This window comes from Paenarthrobacter sp. NCHU4564, assembly GCF_052156435.1.
GTDB lineage: Bacteria > Actinomycetota > Actinomycetes > Actinomycetales > Micrococcaceae > Arthrobacter.
Map to the genome: position 1 here is coordinate 1 of NZ_JBQLIS010000033.1, position 21,343 is coordinate 21,343.

Sequence of the window (21,343 nt, forward strand, 5' to 3'; positions counted from 1 at the left end):
AAACGGGCAACCCCCACGACGCGGTGGCCCAACACGGGGTCCTCGGGGGTTCCGGCACCCCCGGGGCCCCTCCACCGCCGTCGTTGGTTATGTGAGTGAGGTCTCAACGGAAGTCCATGGCCCCTGTGGCATATTTGAGGGATGGCGAATTTCAAGCAGTCCACCAAGCTTCATAATGTCCTCTACGACATCCGTGGACCGATTCTTCAGGCCGCCCAGCAGATGGAGGCGGAGGGTCACCGGATCCTCAAACTGAACATCGGAAACCCGGCCCCGTTCGGGTTCGAAGCGCCTGACGCCATTCTGGTGGACATGATCCGGCACCTGCCCAATGCCCAGGGCTACAGCGACTCGCGCGGCATCTTTTCTGCCCGGACTGCTGTGTCGCAGTATTACCAGACCCGTGGCATCCAGAACATCCACGTCGACGACATCTACCTTGGCAACGGCGTCAGCGAACTCATCACCATGTCGCTCATGGCCCTGTTGGAAGACGGCGACGAAGTCCTGATTCCAACCCCTGACTACCCGCTCTGGACCGCCTCAGTAGCTTTGGCCGGCGGCCGCCCGGTGCACTATCTCAGCGATGAGGAATCGGGCTGGCAGCCGGACCTGGAAGACATGGAAGCCAAGATCACGCCCCGCACCAAGGGCATCGTGGTCATCAACCCCAACAATCCCACCGGAGCGGTCTACCCTGAGGAGACCCTCAGGAAAATCGTGGCGCTGGCAGAGAAGCACGGCCTGGTGCTGTTCGCTGACGAGATCTACGAGAAGATCCTGTACGAAGACGCCGTGCACGTAAACCTGGCCGGCCTGACCGGGGACGACGTCCTTTGCCTCACCTTCAGCGGCCTGTCCAAGGCGTACCGGGTCTGTGGCTACCGTGCCGGTTGGATGGCCATTTCCGGGCCAAAGAAGGATGCCGCGGATTACCTTGAAGGCATCAACCTGCTCGCCAACATGCGCCTGTGCGCCAACGTACCGGCCCAGCACGCCATCCAGACTGCACTGGGCGGCTACCAAAGCATCAACGACCTCATCCTTCCCGGGGGACGGCTCCTGGAACAGCGGAACAAGGCCTACGAATTGCTCAACGCAATCCCGGGCGTCAGCACCCAGCAGGCCAAAGGTGCGCTGTACCTTTTTCCGAAGCTTGACCCGGAGGTCTACCACATCAGGGATGACGAGAAGTTCGTCCTTGACCTGCTGAAGGAACAAAAGATCCTGGTCTCGCATGGGCGCGCGTTCAACTGGGTCCGCCCGGACCACTTCCGCATGGTTACCCTGCCCAACGTCAAGGACATCGAAGAAGCAATCGGCCGCATGGCGGACTTCCTGTCGAGGTATCCCGGCAACTAGCCTGTGATCCATGGCCTTGCCAGGCGGCAGGTCCCGGCAGAAAGGAAATCCATGGCACATCCCGTTGAGTTCGCCAAGAGTCCGGCCGAAGTTTTGAAGATCAAGCAGGGCTTCACGCTCGAGAGTCTGGACCCGGAGTCGACCCCTGGCTACACCGGGTTGAAAGCCGATGGCCAGGCCTTGCTGTCTGCGCAGGACGACCGGCTCGCCGAACTGCAGGAGAAACTCTTTGCCTCAGGCAGGTTCGGCAGTGAGAAGCGGCTGCTGCTGATTCTCCAGGCCATGGACACCGCCGGCAAAGGCGGGATCGTGAGCCATGTGGTGGGGGCCATGGATCCGCAGGGAGTGCAGTTGCACGCCTTCAAGGCGCCCACGGACGAAGAAAAGGCCCACGACTTCCTGTGGCGGATCGAGAAGGAAGTGCCGGCCGCCGGCATGGTGGGCGTCTTCGACCGATCCCACTACGAGGACGTCCTCATCCACCGTGTCCATGGGTGGGCGGACGACGACGAACTGGAGCGTCGCTATGCGGCCATCAACGATTTTGAGGCCCGGCTCGCTGCCCAGGGAACCACGATCGTCAAGGTCATGCTCAACATCGGCAAGGATGAGCAAAAGAAACGCTTGATCGCACGGTTGGATGACCCTGCCAAACACTGGAAGTACAGCAAGGGCGATCTTGCTGAACGCGCCCACTGGGATGATTACATGAAGGCTTACAACACGGCCTTCCAGAAAACGTCCACGGAGCTCGCCCCGTGGCACGTTGTACCGGCCAACAAGAAGTGGTACGCGCGTATCGCGGTGCAGCAGCTGTTGCTGGATGCCTTGGAGAGGATGTCGCTGGAGTGGCCGAAGGCTGACTTCGACGTCGCCGCAGAGCGGGCACTTGTCGCGGAATCCTGAGCGCTGGTCCTGTCAGCCGGCGGCTTCGGGCCCGTTGCCTGCCTCCCGTGCGGACGCCAGGCGCTTGCGGGCACCCTCCAGCCAGTCCTCGCAGCGCTTGGCGAGGGCCTCGCCGCGTTCCCAGAGTGCCAGTGATTCCTCCAGGCTGGCACCGCCGGCTTCCAGTCGGCTGACGACAGCCACCAGTTGCTCCCGTGCTTCCTCGTAGCTCAGGGCGTCCAGTGATTCTGCGCCGGTGGGGTTGGTCTCAGTCATGGTGTCCTTTGGTTCGTTGTGTAGAAAGGATGGGTCAGCGGTCCACATGCTGGCCGTGACCACTGGATACGGCCCTGAAGCGGCCTTCTGCCACGCGGATTGACAGGGCAGCTCCATCCGGCGCCTGGTCCGGGTTGCTGACCACTGTGTGGCCCTGCTGGTCCTCTCCCACGATCTGCACTACGGCGTAGCCGCGGTCCAGGGTCTTTTGGGGGGACAAGGCACGTACTTGGGCGCGCAAGTGGTTCACCTGGTCCAGGGCCCTGACGATTGCCGTATTCACGGCGGCGTGGGAGCGCTGCTGAAGCCGGCCGATGTCCTCCCCGCGGGCCTCGATCATGGTCCCGGGATTGGCAAGGACCGGCCTGGAACGCAGGGCATGCAGTCTGTCCGTCTCCCTGTCCACCAGGCGGCCGATGCTGCGGCGCAAGTGGTCCCTGGCTTGCCGCACCACGGCCAGTTCCTCGGCGACGTCCGGCACGATCCGCTTGGCAGCGTCGGTGGGCGTTGAAGCCCTGAGGTCGGCAACATCGTCAAGGATCGGCCGGTCGGCCTCGTGCCCGATTGCACTGACAATTGGCGTGGTTGCTGCGGCCACAGCGCGGATAAGGTCCTCGTTGCTGAAAGGGAGCAGGTCTTCCAGCGCACCGCCGCCGCGGGCAAGGACGATCACGTCCACGTGCGGGTCTTCATCGAGTTTCCTCAGGGCTGCGATGATTTGCCCGACTGCGGTGTTGCCCTGGACGGCTACTTCCCGGACATCGAACTCCACGGCAGGCCACCGCAGCGCCGCGTTGCGGAGGACGTCCTTTTTGGCGTCGGAGTCGCGGCCCGTGATGAGCCCGATCCGGTGGGGCAGCAGCGGCAGCTTGCGCTTGCGCGAGTCGGCGAACAAGCCCTCCGCCGCCAGTGCCTGCCGAAGCCGTTCGATACGTGCCAGGAGGTCGCCCAGACCAACGGGCCGGATGTCCTTCACGGACATGTTCATGCGCCCGGTCTTGATCCAAAACTCGGCCTTGACCAGGGCCACAACCCGTGAGCCGCGCTCCAGGGGCGTCCTTTGCCGGTCCAGCACCGTGGACCAGACGGAGGCCGGGAGCGAGATCTCCGCGTCCACGTCCCGCAGCGTGAGGAAGGCATTCCCGCCACGGCGGTTCATCTCAATGACCTGCCCCTCAATCCACGCAGCAGGGGCGCGTTCGATGTGGGCCTTCAGCTTCCGGGACAGCAGCTGCAAGGGCCAGGGATTGTCCGGGCTGGTCTCGGCGGCGGTCGCAGGCAGCGTCGACTCCGGCATTGCGTCAGCTGCCATGGGCGGTCCGTGCTTCAACCTGCATGCGTGTGTCCTTGCTCGTGGAACCGGGAGATGTCCCGCCCGGCCTTCCAACTCTATCCATAGCAATACCGGCGGGGCCCGACATTTTTTCCTTGTTGTGGACAGTCTTAGGATGGGTGCAACGACCCCGACACCAAGGATCATTGTGCGTACCTTCGTTTCAGCCGTGGCCGTCCTCCTGGCGCTCGTCCTGACCGCCATCGCTGTTCCAGCCGCGTGGGTGGACCGGAACGTGGTGGATGAAAACGGCTTCGCACGGATCTCGGGGGAGCTTGGCACGGAGCCCGGATTCCAGGAGCGGCTTGCCGGGGCCGTTGCCGGCAGCTTCCAGGCCTCGGTTGACTTGCCGGAGCCCATCAAGTCCCTGGCGGGGGACGCCTTGGAGGAAGCCGCGGCCGGAATGCAGTCATGGCCGGATTATCCGGCGGCGTGGGAGGAAACGGCCAGGAACAGCCACAGGCTCAATTTTGGAACCGCCGGGCAATCGGAGGAAGCAGCAACTGCCACCGCACTGCAACTGGACATCGCTCCGTTGGTCAGGCTTATTCGGGACCATGTGGCCTCGGGTACGGGCATCAGGATCGACGTACCTGACCAAAACGTCGTCACCTTGGGGGAGGCGTCGCACCGTGAACTCGTGGAACGGGCAGCAGCCTTTGCGCCCTTGTGGTGGATGGCAGCCCTGGGGGCTGCAGTGGCTGTCCTGCTCGCCCTGGCAGCCTCCCGGCGCCGGTCGGTTGTGATGGTCTTCCTTGGCATAGGCGGTCTGGGGCTGGCTTTGTTGTGGACGTCGACGGCGGACCTCGCCGGATCGATGCTGGGCACCGTCGCCAGCGCCAACAGTGTGGCGGAGCTTTTCAAACAGGAGTTCTTCAATGCCGCCCGCGCCGATTTCGGGCAGTGGATCATGGCCGCGGCATGGGTCAGCGCTGCAGTGCTGGCGGTTGGCCTGGTGCTCATGCTGCTCTCCGGGAGACGACGGTCACCTTTTGCTCCGGGACAAAGGACTGCCCGGTAACATTGAGGGATGACCTCCACAGCCATTTCCATCCCGATGCCCACTGTGCCCCGGAGACGGCGATCGCCGGAAGAGGTACTGGCGGCAGCCCCGGTGACCGGGCCCAAGAAAGTTTTGCTGGCGGCTCCCCGTGGTTACTGCGCGGGCGTGGACCGGGCAGTTATCGCCGTGGAGAAAGCCCTGGAGCACTACGGTCCGCCCGTCTACGTGCGGAAGCAGATCGTCCACAACGTCCATGTGGTCACCTCGCTTGAGGAGAAGGGCGCCATCTTCGTCGATGAAACCGACGAGGTACCTGAGGGCGCCTTGGTCATTTTCTCGGCCCATGGTGTGTCACCGGCTGTGGTGCAGTCGGCCGAAGACCGTGGCCTGCGTACCATCGACGCCACGTGCCCCCTGGTCACCAAGGTCCATCGTGAGGCTGTCCGCTTCGCCAAGGAAGACTACGACATCCTGCTGATCGGCCACGATGGCCACGAGGAAGTCGAGGGAACCGCCGGCGAGGCACCCGATCACATCCAGATCATCAACGGACCCCATGAGGTTGACAAGGTCTCGGTCCGCGATCCGGAAAAGACCATCTGGCTGTCCCAGACCACCCTGAGCGTGGATGAGACCATGGAGACCGTCCGCCTGCTCAAGGAACGCTTCCCCACATTGCAGGATCCGCCCAGCGATGACATCTGCTATGCCACCACCAACCGCCAGGTAGCCATCAAGAAGATTGCGCCGCAGGCCGATTTGGTGATTGTGGTGGGTTCGGCCAACTCGTCCAACTCGGTCCGGCTGGTTGAGGTTGCCCTGGAGTACGGTGCCAAGAGGTCGTACCGCGTGGACTTCGCCAACGAGGTTGATGAGGCCTGGTTTGAAGGCGTTGCCACAGTCGGCGTGACCTCCGGTGCTTCCGTTCCCGAGGTTCTTGTCCAGGATGTCCTCCGGCTGCTTGCCGACTATGGCTATGGCGAAGTCCAGGAAGTGGTGACGGCGGAGGAGGACCTGTTGTTCTCCCTGCCCAAGGAACTGCGCGCTACGCTCAAGCAGGCGGGCGACGTCAGCCGGGCCCTCGGCGGCCGCGGCAACCGTCCCACATCCTGACAATCACCAAGAGCTGACAACGGCCCGTGATGGGCTGCCTCCACGGTCGTGGTTGGCAGGCCATCCCGGGCCGTTTTGTTGGTCAGGCGTTGTCAGGCCGCGGACTCACGGTCCTGCGGCCCGCCATGGCCGTGCCCTTCCGGTGTGCTGTCTACGGCGAGGAGCTCGGGTGCGGCCAGGGCGCGGGGGACTGCTTCCACGGCAGGGGGAGCAGCGAGTCCGGCTTCATCCATGGTGTTGAGTTTGCGCGCCGTGGGAAGAACCCGGGCCTCCAAGGTGCCCACCAAGGCGTTATAGCGGTCTACTGAGGTCTTCAGCGACGAGCCCAGCTTTCCGACGTTATCCCCCAAGGTGCCCATACGTTCGTACAACTGCTTGGCCAGTTCGAACAGTTCCCGGGCACTGTCCGTGAGGACATCCTGGCGCCAGGTGAAGGCGACCGACTTCAGAACGGCCAAGAGAGTGCCCGGTGATGCCAGCACCACGTTGCGGGAGAGCGCGTGCTCCAGCAAGGAGGGGTCGGCTTCGAGCGCCGCGGCCAGGATGGATTCGGCCGGAAGGAAGCAGATCACCAGCTCGGGGGAGTTCCCGGGGATGTCCCAGTACTTCTTGCCGGCCAGTGCATCAATGTGGGCCTTCAGGGCTTTCCCGTGCTGGGCCAGCAGTGTCTTGGAATCCTGGTTGCTTCCGGGAACGACGGACTCGCCGAGGGCGCCATCGCCGTGAAGTTGTTCCTGCGCTCCCAGGTAGGACGTCAGCGGTACTTTCGCGTCCACTACCAGTTGCTTGCCACCGGGAAGCTGGACCACCAGGTCAGGGCGCAGGGTGGTGTCGGTCCGCCCGGAGTGGACCTGCTCCTGGAAATCGACGTGCCGCAGCATTCCCGCGGCCTCAACGATGCGACGCAGCTGGACCTCGCCCCACTGGCCCCGGGCACTGTTGGAGCGCAGGGCAGATGCCAGGGCGTGGGTGGAGCGCAACAGCTGCTGGTCGGAAAGCCGGGCGTCCTGGAGCTGCTGTGCCAATTGACCGTACTGTTCCACCCGGTCCCGCTCCAGCAATGCCACTTGCTGCTGCACCGCGGTGAGTTTCTCCGCCACCGGAGCCAAGGCGCGCAGGACGCTCCCGTCCGAGTTGCGTGCTTCACTCAGCTCCCGGTTCTGCGCGAACAAAAGGCGACGCTCGGCGTCGGCGGCTGCCAGCTGCGCGTTGGCCTCCGAAAGCCGGGCCGACACGGCGTCGAAGTCCTCTTCCAGGCCGGCGTTCCGGCGCCGGAAAGCGACATAGGAAACTCCAATCCCGAGCCCAGCACCAATGAGCAGCATCAGCAAGGCCAAAACCAATCCAAATCCATCCATGAAGCAACCCAATCACAGGGGTCCGACAGTTTTAGTACGGCCCGCCCCCTTGGCACGTCAGGTCCGGTTCCGGCAAGCAGGCAAACCACCGTTCCGGGTAGAATCAATGCTCGTGGCTCTTACTATTGGCATCGTCGGACTGCCCAACGTCGGCAAATCAACCCTTTTCAACGCACTGACCCGTAACCAGGTGCTTGCTGCGAACTATCCGTTCGCAACCATCGAACCGAACGTCGGCGTCGTGAACCTTCCGGACCCGCGCCTGGCGAAGCTGGCCGAGATCTTCGGCTCCCAGCGTCTGCTGCCGGCACCCGTGTCGTTCGTGGACATCGCCGGAATCGTCAAGGGCGCCTCGGAGGGCGAAGGCCTGGGCAACAAGTTCCTTGCCAACATCCGTGAAGCAGAAGCCATCGCACAGGTCGTCCGCGTGTTCGACGACCCCGATGTTGTCCACGTGGATGGCAAGGTGGACCCGCGTTCGGACATGGAGACCATCAACACGGAGCTGATCCTGGCCGATCTCCAGACCATCGAAAACGCCATTCCGCGTATCGAAAAAGAAGTCAAGATCAAAAAGCGCGAGGCAGCGGAACTCGCCGCCATCAAGGCAGCCCAGGCTGTGCTCGAACGCGGCGACACCATCTTCTCGTCGATCAAGAGCGACAAGCTGGAGATGGGACACCTCAAGGAGCTCGGGCTCCTGACCGCCAAGCCCTTCATCTATGTCTTCAACGCCGACGAAGGCATCCTTGGCGATCCTGCCAAGCAGGACGAATTGCGTGGGCTTGTTGCTCCCGCAGATGCGGTGTTCCTCGACGCCAAGCTCGAGGCCGACCTCGTTGAACTGGACGAGGAAGAAGCCAGGGAAATGCTGGAAATGAACGGGCAGACGGAGTCTGGACTGGACCAGCTGGCGCGCGTTGGTTTCCACACCCTGGGTCTCCAGACCTACCTCACCGCAGGTCCCAAGGAAACCCGCGCCTGGACCATCCGGCAGGGTGACACCGCGCCGCAGGCCGCCGGTGTGATCCACTCCGACTTCCAGCGCGGCTTCATCAAGGCCGAGGTTGTCTCCTTCGACGACCTCATCGAGGCAGGGTCCATGGCCGAAGCCAAGTCCCGCGGCAAGGTCCGGATCGAAGGCAAGGAATACGTCATGGCCGACGGCGACGTGGTGGAGTTCCGCTTCAACGTGTGAGTCGAGAGCCAAAGAAAGCCCCGGTCCAGCTGCTTGCGTCAGTTAGGGTCGGGGCTCTTTTTTGCCTAAAAACAGGCTTGTCCTGCTGTCAGACAGCGAATGTTACCACCGGGTAAGGTTTGACTTGAAATTCCCGGCAATTTAGGCATCTGGAGGTTGCGGAACGGTTACAGTTTGGCCAGCATGTTCCAACATCCGGACGCAATGTGGGTAGGCTTACACTCACATGTAGGCAACGTCACAGTAGGAATCTGTGCCCTGCCTGGGGGACATCACGAATTTCCCCTGTCCAACTCCACGACTCCATAGGAGGCGGAATGCGTTTCTCGCGCACTTCCAAAGCTCTAGGCGTAGCGGCGATCATCGCCCTCGCAGCGACCGGTTGCGGCGGCGGCTCCGGCAGCAACACGAACACTTCAGCCGCAGGAGACCCCAACAAGGTCATCACCGCATACAGCAATGAACCCCAGAACCCGCTGCTTCCGGCCAACACCAACGAGGTGTACGGTGGCCGCGTCGTAGAGCTGCTGTTCGAAGGCCTGCGCGCGTACGACGCAGACGGCAAGCCGGTCAACGCCCTGGCGGAATCCATCGAAACCACGGATTCCCAGACCTGGACCATCAAGGTCAAGGAAGGTGCCAAGTTCACCAACGGCGAGGCAATTACTGCCAAGACCTTTGTTGACTCCTGGAACTTCGCTGCCCTGAGCACCAACCTCCAGAACAACGGCTTCTTCTTCGAATCGATCGAAGGCTACGCAGACGTCAGCGCCACCACCGAAACCACCGGTGCCGACGGCAAGAAGACCTCCACTCCGGCGCCGACGGCCCAGACCATGTCCGGCCTGACCGCTACCGACGACCAGACGATCTCTGTCAAGCTGACCCAGCCTGAAGCAGACTGGTCCCTTCGCCTGGGCTACTCGGCTTTCTACCCGCTTCCGTCGGAGGCCATCAAGGACCCGAAGAAGTTCGGCGAAAACCCGGTGGGCAACGGCCCGTACAAGTTCGAAAAGGAAGGTGCCTGGGTCCACGACCAGTCCATCTCCCTGGTCAAGAACGCTGACTACAACGGCCCCCGCGCTCCCAAGAACGGTGGCGTGACCTTCAAGTTCTACACCGATCCGGGCCCGGCCTACACCGACCTGCAGGCTGACAACCTGGACGTCACCGACGTCCTGCCGTCGAACGCCCTGAAGACCTACACCACTGACTTCCAGGACCGTAACTCCACCAAGCCGGTGGCCAACAACTCCACCCTGAACATTCCGGGCTACAACCCGAACTTCCAGGGTGAAGCCGGTCTCCTGCGCCGCCAGGCGCTGTCCCACGCCATCAACCGCGACGAGATCACCAAGGTCATCTTCAACGGCACCCGTACCCCGGCCACCGAGTTCACGGCTCCCGTGCTGGACGGCTACAAGAACGACATCCCGGGCAGCGACGTCCTGAAGTTCGACGTCCAGAAGGCCAAGGACCTGTGGGCCCAGGCTGAGAAGATCAAGCCTTACGACGGCTCCAAGCCGCTCCAGATTGCTTCCAACACCGACGGTGGCAACAAGGAATGGATCGACGCCGTAGCCAACGGTTTCAAGAACAACCTCGGCATCGACGCTGAAATCCAGCCGTTCGCCAAGTTCGCTGAAGTCCTGGACCTGCGCAAGTCGCAGTCCCTCCCCGGCCTGACCCGCGCAGGCTGGCAGGGTGACTACCCGTCGCTCTACAACTTCCTCGGCCCGGTCTGGGCAACCAACGCCTCCTCCAACTACGAGAAGTACTCGAACCCTGAGTTCGACAAGCTCCTCAAGGAGGGTCTGGCAGCCAAGACCCCTGAAGATGCAAACGCCAAGTTCAACCAGGCACAGGAGATCCTCTTCAAGGACCTCCCCGGCCTGCCGCTGTGGTACCAGAACCGCCCGATCGTGTGGAGCAACAACGTTGTCTCAGCTGAAACCGGCTGGAATGGCGGCATCCTCTACTACAACATCGCGGCCAAGTAATCCCCAGGATCTGAACTTGCCGTAAGGCATTGGGGGCCCGGCCTGGCGCCGGGCCCCCAATTGCTTGCCCCGGCAGGAAGGCAAACATGACACACCAACACCCGTCCAGAGAAAGGGGGGTGAACCGTGGTCCGCTACATTCTGCGTAGGCTCCTCCAGGTGATTCCCGTCTTCCTGGGAACCACCCTCCTCGTTTACTACATGGTGTTCGCCCTGCCCGGCGACCCTATCGCGGCCCTCTTTGGCGAACGCCAGCCGCCGCAGAGCGTCATTGACGCGCTCCGCGCCCAGTACAACCTGGACCAGCCCTTCTGGGTCCAGTACGGAATCTTCCTGAAGAACGTTTTCACCTTCAACCTCGGCGTGGACTTCACCCAACAGCCCATTGCCGACGCGCTGGCACGTGCCTTCCCGGTCACGGCCATGCTCGCCATCGAGGCTTTGATCATCCAGGCGGTGTTCGGAATCGCTTTCGGTGTTTTCGCCGGACTCCGCAAGGGCAAGCTGTTCGACTCCACAGTGCTGATCGTTTCCCTCGTGGTCATCGCCGTCCCCACCTTCGTCCTTGGCTTCGTCTTCCAGTTGGTCTTCGGTGTCCAGCTCGGCTGGGCCAAGCCGACGGTTGGTGCGAACGCGGACTGGGGCAACCTGATCCTGCCGGCGGTGGTCCTTGGCCTCGTGTCCTTCGCATATGTACTCCGCCTCACCCGCGCCTCCGTGGGTGAGAACATGAACGCCGACTACGTCCGCACGGCCACGGCCAAGGGGCTCTCCCGCCCGCGCGTCGTCATGGCCCACATCCTGCGGAACTCGTTGATTCCGGTGGTGACCTACCTCGGAGCCAACCTGGGTGGCCTCATGGGTGGAGCCATTGTCACCGAAGGCATCTTCAATGTTCCCGGAGTGGGCAACAAGCTCTTCCAGGCCATCCAGCGCAGCGAAGGACCCACCATCGTGGCAATCGTGAGCGTCCTGGTCCTCGTCTTCGTTGTGACCAACCTCCTGGTTGACCTCCTATACGCCTGGCTTGACCCGAGGATCCGCTATGACCAGTAATACTGAACACTACGTTGCCCCCATCGACGAGACGCCGCTTCAGGCCACGGATTCCGTCAAGACGGACCATGCGCCCTTGAGCCTGTGGGCAGATGCGTGGCGCAAGCTCCGCCGTCGCCCGATGTTCATCGTCTCGTCGTTGTTGATCCTGCTGTTGACCACCATTGCCATCTTCCCGGGCCTGTTCACCAGTGTCGCTCCGAATAACGATTGCCAGCTGGCAAATTCGGAGGCGGGTCCCACCGAGGGACATCCGTTCGGGTTCACCCTCCAGGGCTGCGACGTCTACTCGCGGGTTATCCACGGTACCCAGGCTTCCTTGGCGGTTGGTGTCCTGTCCGTGCTTTGCGTGGTCATCATCGGCGTCACGCTGGGTGCACTGGCCGGCTACTACGGCGGTTGGCTTGACGCCGTCCTGGCCCGACTCGGTGACATTTTCTTCGCATTGCCGATCATCCTCGGTGCCCTGGTGGTGACCCAGTTGCCCTTCTTCCGGGAGAACCGGGGCGTCTGGACAGTGGTGATCACCATATCCCTGTTGGCGTGGCCGCAGATGGCCCGCATCACGCGTGGTGCGGTGATCGAGGTCAGGAATGCCGACTTCGTCACGGCGGCCCGTTCGTTGGGCGTTTCGAAGTTCGGTGCCCTGCTCAAGCATGCGCTGCCCAACGCGTTGGCTCCCGTGATCGTCCTTGCCACCTTGGAACTCGGTGTCTTCATTGTCCTTGAAGCAACGCTGTCCTTCCTGGGCGTGGGGCTGCCCCTCAGCGTCATGTCGTGGGGCAATGACATCTCTGCGGCCAACGCCTCGATCCGCACCAATCCGGGCATCCTTCTTTACCCGGCAGCCGCACTGTCCATCACCGTCCTGAGCTTCATCATGCTTGGCGACGCCGTCCGCGATGCTCTTGATCCCAAGAGCCGTCAGCGCTAAAGGAGGCGAACAATGACATCAGCCAACATCAGCATTGATGAAGCAACTGCGCAGGTACGGCCCATCCTGGAAATCAAGGACCTCGCCATTACGTTCAAGACCGGCACGGGAGACGTGCAGGCGGTCAAGAACGCCCACCTGACCATCATGCCGGGTGAGACCGTCGCTATTGTGGGGGAGTCCGGTTCAGGCAAATCGACGACGGCGCTCGCCGCCATCGGCCTGCTGCCGAACAATGGCCGGGTCTCGGGAGGGCAGATCCTGCTCGACGGCGAGGACATCGCCAACGCGCCGGAGAAGCGGATGATCGAGCTCCGTGGCAGCCACATCGGCATGGTTCCGCAGGACCCCATGTCCAACCTCAATCCCGTGTGGAAGATCGGCTACCAGGTGCGGGAGACCTTGCGGGCCAATGGTCGTCCGGACGGCCCCGAGGATGTTGCCCGCGTCCTGGCCGAAGCGGGCCTGCCCGACGCCGCGCGTCGTGCCAAGCAGTACCCGCATGAGTTCTCCGGTGGCATGCGCCAGCGTGCCCTGATCGCCATTGGCTTGAGCTGCCAGCCCAAGCTGTTGATTGCCGATGAACCCACGTCCGCCCTGGATGTGACAGTCCAGCGCAGGATCCTGGACCACTTGGACACCATGACCACCGAGCTGGGTACTTCCGTCCTGCTCATCACGCACGACCTCGGCCTTGCGGCCGAACGTGCTGACAAGGTGGTGGTGATGTACCGGGGCAACGTGGTGGAAGCAGGTCCCTCACTGGAACTGCTGCGCAACCCCCAGCACCCCTACACCAAGCGCTTGGTGGAGTCCGCTCCGTCGTTGGCGTCCCGCCGCATCCAGGTTGCCAAGGAGCAGGGGGTGGAGGCCGAAGACCTCCTTGCGCCCGTGGAGGCAGCGGAGCAGGGGGCTACGGACGATGTCCTGCAGATCCGGAACCTGCGCAAGATCTACAAGCTGCGCCAGGGCCTGGGCCAGTCGGCCGACTTTGCGGCGGTGGACGACGTCAGCTTCAACGTCAGGCGTGGCACCACCACCGCGATCGTGGGGGAGTCCGGTTCCGGGAAGTCCACAGTGGCCAAAATGGTGCTCCAGCTGGAAAAACCAACAGAGGGGTCCATCGTCTTCGACGGCGTGGACACTGCAGGTCTGAAGGGCAAGGAGCTTTTCAAGTTCCGGCGGCGGGTCCAACCGATCTTCCAGGACCCGTACGGTTCGCTGGATCCGATGTACAACATCTTCCGGACCATCGAGGAACCCTTGCGGATCCACAAGATCGGCAACAAGGCCAGCCGTGAAAAGAAGGTCCGTGAGCTGCTGGACCAGGTGGCCCTGCCGCAGTCGATGATGCAGAGGTATCCGAACGAGCTCTCCGGCGGCCAGCGGCAGCGTATTGCCATTGCCAGGGCCCTGGCTTTGGATCCCGAAGTCATCATCTGCGATGAAGCCGTGTCTGCGCTGGACGTCCTGGTCCAGGCGCAGGTCCTCAACCTGCTGGCGGAACTCCAAGACAACCTGGGACTGACGTACCTGTTCATTACCCACGACCTCGCAGTGGTCCGGCAGATCGCCGACCACGTGTGCGTCATGGAGAAGGGCAAGCTCGTGGAAACGGGCACCACGGACGATGTCTTCGACAATCCGCGCCAGGCCTACACCGAGGCACTGCTGGATGCCATCCCCGGTGGTTCCCTGCTGCTTCCCCCGGCGGTGGCCTGACCGGCGTCGTACTTCACGGACGCCGCATCACAGCGAAGAGCCGGTGGTCCCCGAAAGGGAACCACCGGCTCTGGTATTTAAGTGTTGCGGGGCCCGCACTACGCGGGTCGAGGACGACAAAGCCCGCAGAGCACGCCCAACAACGGCTACTGGCCGGCCGCCGGGGCGTCGGTTTCGGGCCGCGGCGACAGGCCCAATGAAGCCAGTTGGCCGGCAAGGACCTTGCCAAGCTTTTCGTGCCCCGAGGGTTTCATGTGCACGGCGTCCTGAAGGTCCGCGACGGCGTCGTACCGGGTCAGCCAGTCACCGGCGCTGACGAACGGAATGGAATGCTTCGCTGCGATCCTGCCCAGCAGCGCATCTACCTCGGTACGGCGCCCGCCACCGTTGGCCGCACCGCGGGCGAGTGTCCCGATCATGGCCATCCGCGCGCCGGGGTAACGCTTCTTGAGTGCGGCAATGAGCCGCTCGGCGTTGCTGGTGACCTGGGCGTCCGTTGCCTTTTGGGAGGCGTCGTTGCCGCCACCCTGCAGGACGATCAGCGGCGGGTTGCCGTAAGGCAGCAGCCAGTCGCCGCGCTGGAGGGCGTCGATGTAATTGCCGGTCTTGCCGTTGGAGGCCACGAAACCGGTGCCGCCCATGCCCACAACGTGCAGCTTGTAGCCGAGCGCCGCAACGCCCCGCTGCGGCCACGAGTCCTGGGGCATGGCCTGCGAGTCACCGATCAGCACTGCCGTGTGTTCCACATCGGCCAGGACAATCTCGTTCCGGTTGTTGGCGGGGTTCTTGTACAAGCTGCCCACGGGCAGTTCACTTGCTGCAGGGCTGCTGGGGCTCGTTACGGGTTTGCCCGCGGCAGCAGTGGCGGCCGCGGCCGGCACAGCGGAACGGGTGGGGGAAGGCGGGGTAGTGGCCGGGTTCGATCCGCAGCCGACCAACAGGACGCCGGCGGCGACCAGGGGTGCGAGCATGCGGAACGCGGCCGAAGCTTGTCGCATCGATGGTCTCCGTGTGGCACTGGTTTCTGCAGCCATCATGGGGCAACGGACCGGAAAAATCCAGTATCTGGACTTTGGGGTTACCAAAGAGTAACGGGTAGTGAGCGGGACCACATTTAACAGCGGTTTCCCTTGCTTTTTAGGCTGATAAATGCAGGTGCGTTTAGAATTGCATCAGGTGCCCTGTGTCCCGGGGTCTTTTCGTTGTGTGTTCCGATCAGGTGATCAGGTATGCGCGCGGATCAAAACAGCTGACTTCACCACTGAAACGAGTCATAAACGCATGTCTGAAACTACCGTTAACACTGCGTCGCGGAGCGATCTGCGCAACGTCGCGATCGTCGCACACGTTGACCACGGCAAGACCACCCTGGTCGATGCCATGCTCAAGCAGACCAACTCCTTCGCCGCCCACGGCGAAGTTGAGGACCGCGTGATGGACTCCGGTGACCTGGAGCGCGAAAAGGGCATCACCATCCTCGCCAAGAACACCACGGTCGCCTATAACGGCCCGTCGTCCAACGGCGAGACCATCACCATTAACGTCATCGACACCCCCGGCCACGCCGACTTCGGTGGCGAGGTGGAGCGCGGCTTGTCCATGGTTGATGGCGTCGTGCTGCTGGTGGACTCCTCCGAGGGTCCCCTCCCGCAGACCCGCTTCGTGCTGCGCAAGGCCCTTGCCGCGCACCTGCCGGTGATCCTCCTGGTCAACAAGACCGACCGTCCCGACGCCCGCATCGACGAGGTCGTCCACGAGTCCATGGACCTCCTCCTCGGGCTGGCTTCCGACCTCGCCGACGAAGTTCCGGACCTGGACCTGGACAAGGTGCTGGAAGTTCCCGTGGTCTACGCTGCTGCCAAGGTTGGCCGCGCTTCCCTGGACCAGCCGGCCAACGGCTCCGCTCCCGAGAACGAGGACCTCGAGCCGCTGTTCAAGACCATCATCGAGCACATCCCGGCTCCGACCTACAACCCGGACGGCGTGCTGCAGGCGCACGTGACCAACCTGGACGCCTCGCCGTTCCTTGGCCGCCTCGCCCTGCTCCGTATCTACAACGGCACCCTCCGCAAGGGCCAGCAGGTTGCCTGGGCCCGCCAGAACGGAGAACTGAAGACCGTCAAGATCACCGAACTCCTGGCCACCAAGGCCCTGGAGCGTGTTCCCGCTGAGTCCGCAGGTCCGGGTGAGATCGTCGCCGTCGCCGGCATCGAGGACATCACCATCGGTGAAACCCTCACGGACGTGGAGAACCCCGAGCCGCTGCCGCTGATCACCGTGGACGACCCCGCGATCTCCATGACCATCGGTATCAACACCTCTCCGCTGGCCGGCAAGGTCAAGGGCGCCAAGGTCACCGCCCGCCAGGTGAAGGACCGCCTGGACAAGGAACTGATCGGTAACGTCTCCATCAAGGTCCTTCCCACCGAGCGTCCTGACGCCTGGGAGGTCCAGGGCCGTGGCGAGCTCGCGCTCGCCATCCTGGTTGAGCAGATGCGCCGCGAAGGCTTCGAGCTGACGGTCGGCAAGCCGCAGGTAGTCACCAAGATGGTCGACGGCAAGCTGCACGAGCCTATGGAACACATGACCATCGACGTGCCCGAGGAATACCTCGGCGCAGTCACCCAGCTCATGGCTGCCCGCAAGGGCCGCATGACCAACATGGCCAACCACGGCACCGGCTGGTGCCGCATGGAATTCATCGTTCCTGCCCGTGGCCTGATCGGTTTCCGCACCCGGTTCCTCACGGACACCCGCGGTGCCGGCATCGCAGCGTCCATCTCCGAAGGCTACGAGCCGTGGGCCGGTCCGATCGAATACCGCACCAACGGTTCGATGGTTGCCGACCGCGCCGGCGTTGTCACTCCGTTCGCCATGATCAACCTGCAGGAACGCGGCTCCTTCTTCGTGAAGCCCACCTCCGAGGTCTACGAGGGCATGATCGTGGGCGAGAACTCCCGCGCCGATGACATGGACGTCAACATCACCAAGGAAAAGAAGCTCACCAACATGCGCGCCGCTTCCTCGGATTCCTTCGAAAACCTGACCCCGCCGCGTGAGCTCACGCTGGAGGAGTCCCTGGAATTCGCCCGTGAGGACGAGTGCGTCGAGGTCACGCCGGAGGACATCCGTATCCGCAAGGTCATCCTAGACGCCAACGAGCGCGCCAAGGCCAACCGCGCCCGCGCCAAGGCCTGACGGCCGGCTGCCAAGGGATTACTGCATGAAGAGGAGGGTCGTCAGCGCCCGCGGCATCGCCGTGGCCGCGCTGGCGGCCCTTTTCGTTGCCGTAGCGGGGACTGCCCTGCACCGGCAGACGGTCCTGCTGGCCGGCGTCGATGTTCCCTGGGGTGTTGGGGCGGCACTGCTGCTGCTTGCCTCGGTGGAGCTATGGCTGGCAGCGTGGTCACGTTCGGTGATCCCGACGGCGGTAGCCGGCCTGGGCACGTACGCGGCGGTTGGCGTGGTCTCGTCTTCCGGCCCTGCCAAGCAGTTGGTGCTGGGCGACGTGGCGGGGAACAGTTGGGTGTTCGGGATAGCCGTGGTGACTTTGGCCATGCTGGTGGTCGCCAGCCGGCTCCGCCGCCGGGCCGCCGGAAACTAGCGGCCGCCGCGGCTGCGCTGGAGTGGTTCGCGGCGGGCAGGCGGAGGTGGTACCTCCTTGGCGGCGATGACAGCCGGCAGCGGAATGACGACGTCGGCAGCCCGGGTCCGCACGGTGACACTGCTTTCCGTCGTGGCCACCACATACCCCAGCGCATCGGTGAGGCCGTCTTCGACGCGGTAGCGGACCACCACGCGGATGCCCGGCTCTGCGGTAAGCAGGAACTGTCTGGGTGGCAAATGCGGGGGAGTCACCGTTTCATACTAAGTCGCCGGCTAGGTTGGCGTCACAGGCCTGTTGGATAATAGGGTCGGAAGTTGAATGCCCGGCATGCTGCCGGCAGTATTACCCGGCCGTCGCCGGGACAAACCGTTGAGAGGTCTGGGACGTGACGTACGTAATCGCGCAGCCGTGTGTGGATGTCAAGGACAAGGCATGTATTGAAGAATGCCCTGTCGACTGCATTTACGAAGGTGAGCGTTCCCTCTACATCCACCCCGATGAGTGCGTTGACTGTGGCGCCTGCGAGCCTGTGTGCCCCGTGGAAGCCATTTACTACGAGGACGACACCCCGGAAGAGTGGGCTGACTACTACAAGGCCAACGTCGAGTTCTTCGATGACCTGGGCTCGCCGGGCGGTGCAGCAAAGATTGGCAACACCGGCAAGGACCACCCGTTCATTGCCGCTTTGCCGCCGCAGAACCAAGACCACTAAGGGCGGTTGCATCCTTGATCTCCGCGGCACCCGCCTTCGGCCTTAACCTGCCCGACTACCCGTGGGAGGCCATGGCGCCTTACGTTGCCACGGCGTCCAAGCACCCCGGTGGCGCAGTGAACCTGTCCATCGGTACGCCGGTGGACCCCACTCCCGGACTCATCCGGGACGCCCTCGCAGCAGCATCGGATGCCCACGGATACCCGACCGTGCACGGCACCGAACCCATGCGGCAAGCCGTGGTGGACTGGTTTGCGGCCCGCCGCGGCGTTCCCGGCCTGGATCCCCGCGATGTCATGCCCACGGTTGGTTCCAAGGAGCTGGTCGCATGGCTGCCGTTCCTCCTGGGACTGGGATCCGGTGATGTGGTGGTCAGGCCAACAGTCGCCTATCCGACCTACGACATCGGAGCGATGCTGGCCGGTGCCACCGCTGTTGCGGCAGACAGCCTGGATGAACTCGATGCCGCCACCCGGGCCAAAGTGCGGCTGGTATGGATCAACTCGCCTGGCAACCCCACGGGCAGCGTCCGTGATGCCGCGTCCTTGCGGGAGATTGTTGCCCAAGCACGTGAAGTGGGCGCTGTGGTGGCGTCGGACGAATGCTATGCGGAGCTTGGCTGGGGGGAATGGGATGCGCAGCGCGGGGGAGACGCCGTCCCCAGCATCCTCGACCCCCGTGTTTCCGGTGGTTCCACCGACGGACTCCTGTGTGTCTACTCCTTGAGTAAGCAGTCCAACCTTGCCGGCTATAGGGCCGCTTTCGTAGCCGGTGACTCCGCGATCATGGCCAATCTGGTCAACAGCCGCAAGCACGCCGGCATGATTGTGCCTTTCCCTGTCCAGGAAGCCATGCGTGTCGCCCTGGGCGACGCCGCTCATGTACTGGCCCAAAAGGACCTGTACCGGGGCCGTCGTGAGCGGATCGTGCCCGCATTGGAGAAATTCGGGCTGACCATCCACCAGTCCAAAGCGGGGCTGTACCTGTGGTCCACGGCCGGTGAGGCAACGTGGGACACGGTTGCCCGGTTTGCCGATCTGGGCATCGTGGTGGGGCCCGGGGTTTTCTATGGTGATGCCGGGAACGGGTTCATCAGGGTTGCCCTCACAGGAACCGATGAGCGCATCGACGCCGCCGTGGAGAGGTTGAACGCAGCCTCATAACAATGCTGTGACTTGTGACACAAAGGGCGCCATTCCGCCAGTAACCGGACAGAACGGATTAGTTCCGCAGGGTTACTGGCGGTAGCTTTTTAACTGACTATCAATGGTGGCCTTCAATAAGAAAGCACTCCGGCCGTTGGAGCCCTGCAACAGCGGGGCCGAATGCGGCGTCACCAGAAGTTTGGTTGGACAAGTTCTATAGAGGCCCAGAGGCCTCATGAAGGGGACTCCATGACTGAGACCACCAGCGCGACACTGCGCCATGCCGGCGGCGAACTCGAACTGCCGCGCATCAAGGTTGTAGAAGGAAACGAAGGCTACGACGTTTCCAAGCTGCTGAAGCAGACGGGCGCCGTTGCCTATGACCCCGGCTTCATGAACACCGCGGCCACCACCTCGGCCATCACCTACATCGACGGCGACGCAGGCATCCTGCGCTACCGCGGTTACCCGATCGAGCAGCTCGCCCAGCATTCGAGCTTCCTCGAAGTTTCCTACCTGCTGATCTACGGCAACCTGCCCACCCCCACGGAACTTGAAGAGTTCGACCAGCGCATCCGCCGCCACACCCTGCTCCACGAGGAACTGAAGGGCTTCTTCGGCGGCTTCCCGCGGGACGCACACCCGATGCCCGTGCTGTCCTCGGCTGTCTCGGCGCTGTCCACGTTCTACCAGGACTCGCTGGATCCGTTCAACGCCGAGCACGTTGAAGTTTCCACCATCCGCCTCATGGCCAAGCTGCCGGTCATTGCGGCCTACGCACACAAGAAGTCCATCGGACAGCCCATGCTGTACCCGGACAACTCCATGAACCTGGTGGAGAACTTCCTGCGCCTGAGCTTCGGCCTCCCGGCAGAGCAATACGAGCTTGACCCGGTAGTGGTCAAGGCACTCGACCTGCTGCTGATCCTGCACGCAGACCACGAGCAGAACTGTTCCACGTCCACTGTGCGCCTGGTGGGTTCGTCCAACGCGAACCTGTTCGCCTCGGTGTCCGCCGGCATCAACGCGCTTTTTGGCCCCGCACACGGTGGCGCCAACGAGGCCGTGCTGAAGATGCTGCGCCAGATCCAGGCCGAAGGCATCAAGCCCGAGGACTACATGGAGAAGGTCAAGAACAAGGAAGACGGCGTCCGCCTCATGGGCTTCGGACACCGCGTCTACAAGAACTACGACCCCCGCGCCAAGATCATCAAGGCTACTGCCCACGAGGTCCTTGGCAAGCTCGGCGGCAATGACGAACTGCTGGACATCGCCATGCGCCTCGAAGAGAAGGCGTTGGCGGACGACTACTTCATCCAGCGCAAGCTGTACCCGAACGTCGACTTCTACACCGGCCTGATCTACAAGGCCATGGGCTTCCCGGAGAAGATGTTCACTGTGCTCTTCGCCATTGGCCGCCTCCCGGGCTGGATTGCCCAGTGGCGCGAAATGATCAACGACCCCCAGACCAAGATCGGCCGTCCGCGGCAGCTCTACACGGGGGAGCCGGAGCGCAACTACCCGGCCAACTGATGCGGCAACAGCGTCAATAACGACGGCGGGCGCCCCCCCCCCCCCGCGGGGGGGGGGCCCCCGGGGGTTTGGGGCGGGGGGGGGGGCGGGGGGGGGGTTTGGGGGG

Annotated in this window: 19 protein-coding genes; 14 read left to right on the forward strand and 5 right to left on the reverse strand. The window is 63.2% G+C overall.

The genetic code is table 11. The annotated features are described in order from the left end of the window. Positions 1–141 precede the first annotated feature (141 nt). Positions 142–1,362, forward strand: coding sequence for a pyridoxal phosphate-dependent aminotransferase (locus tag ACSVIE_RS20425; protein WP_426003494.1), 1,221 nt, complete (start codon positions 142–144; stop codon positions 1,360–1,362). Between the two features lie 51 nt (positions 1,363–1,413). After that, a complete protein-coding gene (locus ACSVIE_RS20430) occupies positions 1,414–2,268 on the forward strand; it encodes a polyphosphate kinase 2 family protein (RefSeq protein ID WP_426003493.1) in 855 nt (284 codons plus the stop codon). Positions 2,269–2,280: 12 nt separating this feature from the next. On the opposite strand, the gene ACSVIE_RS20435 is transcribed toward ACSVIE_RS20430, so the two are convergent. Next, positions 2,281–2,523: an exodeoxyribonuclease VII small subunit gene (locus ACSVIE_RS20435; protein WP_442425061.1), complete on the reverse strand. Its 243-nt coding sequence runs from the start codon at positions 2,521–2,523 to the stop codon at positions 2,281–2,283. Between the two features lie 34 nt (positions 2,524–2,557). Beyond that, positions 2,558–3,835: an exodeoxyribonuclease VII large subunit gene (gene xseA / locus ACSVIE_RS20440; protein ID WP_442425062.1), complete on the reverse strand. Its 1,278-nt coding sequence runs from the start codon at positions 3,833–3,835 to the stop codon at positions 2,558–2,560. A 169-nt stretch (positions 3,836–4,004) separates the two neighbouring features. On the opposite strand from xseA, the gene ACSVIE_RS20445 reads away from it, so the two are divergent. Both ACSVIE_RS20445 and ACSVIE_RS20450 read left to right on the forward strand, forming a co-directional pair. Beyond that, a complete protein-coding gene (locus tag ACSVIE_RS20445; RefSeq protein ID WP_442425063.1) occupies positions 4,005–4,877 on the forward strand; it encodes a hypothetical protein in 873 nt (290 codons plus the stop codon). A 9-nt stretch (positions 4,878–4,886) separates the two neighbouring features. Next, positions 4,887–5,972: a 4-hydroxy-3-methylbut-2-enyl diphosphate reductase gene (locus tag ACSVIE_RS20450; RefSeq protein WP_442425064.1), complete on the forward strand. Its 1,086-nt coding sequence runs from the start codon at positions 4,887–4,889 to the stop codon at positions 5,970–5,972. A gap of 92 nt (positions 5,973–6,064) precedes the next feature. Here the strand turns inward: ACSVIE_RS20450 and ACSVIE_RS20455 are convergent, their stop codons facing one another. After that, entirely contained in the window at positions 6,065–7,330 is a 1,266-nt protein-coding gene (locus ACSVIE_RS20455; RefSeq protein WP_442425065.1) for a DNA recombination protein RmuC, read from the reverse strand. A 112-nt stretch (positions 7,331–7,442) separates the two neighbouring features. On the opposite strand from ACSVIE_RS20455, the gene ychF reads away from it, so the two are divergent. The 5 genes from ychF (at position 7,443) to ACSVIE_RS20480 (ending at position 14,240) form a co-directional block, all read left to right on the forward strand. After that, positions 7,443–8,528, forward strand: a complete 1,086-nt coding sequence (gene ychF, locus ACSVIE_RS20460) for a redox-regulated ATPase YchF (protein ID WP_426003485.1) — start codon at positions 7,443–7,445, stop codon at positions 8,526–8,528. 317 nt (positions 8,529–8,845) lie between these two features. Next, positions 8,846–10,528: a peptide ABC transporter substrate-binding protein gene (locus ACSVIE_RS20465; RefSeq protein ID WP_426003476.1), complete on the forward strand. Its 1,683-nt coding sequence runs from the start codon at positions 8,846–8,848 to the stop codon at positions 10,526–10,528. 126 nt (positions 10,529–10,654) lie between these two features. Further along, positions 10,655–11,584 (forward strand): ABC transporter permease, encoded by a 930-nt coding sequence (locus ACSVIE_RS20470; RefSeq protein WP_426003474.1) that lies wholly within the window; start codon positions 10,655–10,657, stop codon positions 11,582–11,584. Continuing rightward, positions 11,574–12,518, forward strand: a complete 945-nt coding sequence (locus ACSVIE_RS20475) for an ABC transporter permease (RefSeq protein ID WP_426003472.1) — start codon at positions 11,574–11,576, stop codon at positions 12,516–12,518. Before ACSVIE_RS20470 ends, ACSVIE_RS20475 begins: the two co-directional genes overlap by 11 nt. 12 nt (positions 12,519–12,530) lie before the next feature. After that, positions 12,531–14,240 carry a dipeptide ABC transporter ATP-binding protein gene (locus ACSVIE_RS20480; RefSeq protein WP_442425066.1) on the forward strand — a complete coding sequence of 570 codons (1,710 nt, stop codon included), beginning with the start codon at positions 12,531–12,533 and terminating at the stop codon, positions 14,238–14,240. A 146-nt stretch (positions 14,241–14,386) separates the two neighbouring features. On the opposite strand, the gene ACSVIE_RS20485 is transcribed toward ACSVIE_RS20480, so the two are convergent. Beyond that, on the reverse strand, positions 14,387–15,238 hold the full coding sequence (locus ACSVIE_RS20485; RefSeq protein ID WP_442425067.1) for an SGNH/GDSL hydrolase family protein: 852 nt from the start codon (positions 15,236–15,238) through the stop codon (positions 14,387–14,389). Positions 15,239–15,521: 283 nt separating this feature from the next. Here ACSVIE_RS20485 and typA point away from each other — a divergent pair, with 283 nt between their 5' ends. Further along, on the forward strand, positions 15,522–17,438 hold the full coding sequence (typA, locus tag ACSVIE_RS20490) for a translational GTPase TypA (RefSeq protein ID WP_426003467.1): 1,917 nt from the start codon (positions 15,522–15,524) through the stop codon (positions 17,436–17,438). 25 nt (positions 17,439–17,463) lie between these two features. Then, positions 17,464–17,844, forward strand: coding sequence for a hypothetical protein (locus tag ACSVIE_RS20495; protein WP_426003466.1), 381 nt, complete (start codon positions 17,464–17,466; stop codon positions 17,842–17,844). Here ACSVIE_RS20495 and ACSVIE_RS20500 read toward each other — a convergent pair. Further along, positions 17,841–18,098 carry a putative acetyltransferase gene (locus ACSVIE_RS20500; RefSeq protein WP_426003465.1) on the reverse strand — a complete coding sequence of 86 codons (258 nt, stop codon included), beginning with the start codon at positions 18,096–18,098 and terminating at the stop codon, positions 17,841–17,843. The genes ACSVIE_RS20495 and ACSVIE_RS20500 overlap by 4 nt on opposite strands. A 134-nt stretch (positions 18,099–18,232) precedes the next feature. On the opposite strand from ACSVIE_RS20500, the gene fdxA reads away from it, so the two are divergent. From fdxA to ACSVIE_RS20515, 3 genes are all read left to right on the forward strand, one after another. After that, complete coding sequence (fdxA, locus tag ACSVIE_RS20505; protein ID WP_018776555.1) at positions 18,233–18,559, forward strand: ferredoxin; 327 nt, start codon at positions 18,233–18,235, stop codon at positions 18,557–18,559. 14 nt (positions 18,560–18,573) lie between these two features. Beyond that, on the forward strand, positions 18,574–19,722 hold the full coding sequence (gene dapC / locus ACSVIE_RS20510) for a succinyldiaminopimelate transaminase (protein ID WP_426003464.1): 1,149 nt from the start codon (positions 18,574–18,576) through the stop codon (positions 19,720–19,722). 231 nt (positions 19,723–19,953) lie between these two features. Beyond that, entirely contained in the window at positions 19,954–21,237 is a 1,284-nt protein-coding gene (locus ACSVIE_RS20515) for a citrate synthase (RefSeq protein ID WP_426003462.1), read from the forward strand. The last annotated feature ends 106 nt before the right edge of the window (positions 21,238–21,343 follow it).

What these genes read in the sequence shown, in the direction of transcription:
- ACSVIE_RS20425 (WP_426003494.1), top strand. Translation starts at nt 142, where the DNA reads ATGGCGAATTTCAAGCAGTCCACCAAGCTTCATAATGTCCTCTACGAC.
- ACSVIE_RS20430 (WP_426003493.1), top strand. Translation starts at nt 1,414, where the DNA reads ATGGCACATCCCGTTGAGTTCGCCAAGAGTCCGGCCGAAGTTTTGAAG.
- ACSVIE_RS20435 (WP_442425061.1), bottom strand. Translation starts at nt 2,523, where the DNA reads ATGACTGAGACCAACCCCACCGGCGCAGAATCACTGGACGCCCTGAGC.
- xseA (WP_442425062.1), bottom strand. Translation starts at nt 3,835, where the DNA reads ATGGCAGCTGACGCAATGCCGGAGTCGACGCTGCCTGCGACCGCCGCC.
- ACSVIE_RS20450 (WP_442425064.1), top strand. Translation starts at nt 4,887, where the DNA reads ATGACCTCCACAGCCATTTCCATCCCGATGCCCACTGTGCCCCGGAGA.
- ACSVIE_RS20455 (WP_442425065.1), bottom strand. Translation starts at nt 7,330, where the DNA reads ATGGATGGATTTGGATTGGTTTTGGCCTTGCTGATGCTGCTCATTGGT.
- ACSVIE_RS20465 (WP_426003476.1), top strand. Translation starts at nt 8,846, where the DNA reads ATGCGTTTCTCGCGCACTTCCAAAGCTCTAGGCGTAGCGGCGATCATC.
- ACSVIE_RS20475 (WP_426003472.1), top strand. Translation starts at nt 11,574, where the DNA reads ATGACCAGTAATACTGAACACTACGTTGCCCCCATCGACGAGACGCCG.
- ACSVIE_RS20480 (WP_442425066.1), top strand. Translation starts at nt 12,531, where the DNA reads ATGACATCAGCCAACATCAGCATTGATGAAGCAACTGCGCAGGTACGG.
- ACSVIE_RS20485 (WP_442425067.1), bottom strand. Translation starts at nt 15,238, where the DNA reads ATGCGACAAGCTTCGGCCGCGTTCCGCATGCTCGCACCCCTGGTCGCC.
- typA (WP_426003467.1), top strand. Translation starts at nt 15,522, where the DNA reads ATGTCTGAAACTACCGTTAACACTGCGTCGCGGAGCGATCTGCGCAAC.
- ACSVIE_RS20495 (WP_426003466.1), top strand. Translation starts at nt 17,464, where the DNA reads ATGAAGAGGAGGGTCGTCAGCGCCCGCGGCATCGCCGTGGCCGCGCTG.
- ACSVIE_RS20515 (WP_426003462.1), top strand. Translation starts at nt 19,954, where the DNA reads ATGACTGAGACCACCAGCGCGACACTGCGCCATGCCGGCGGCGAACTC.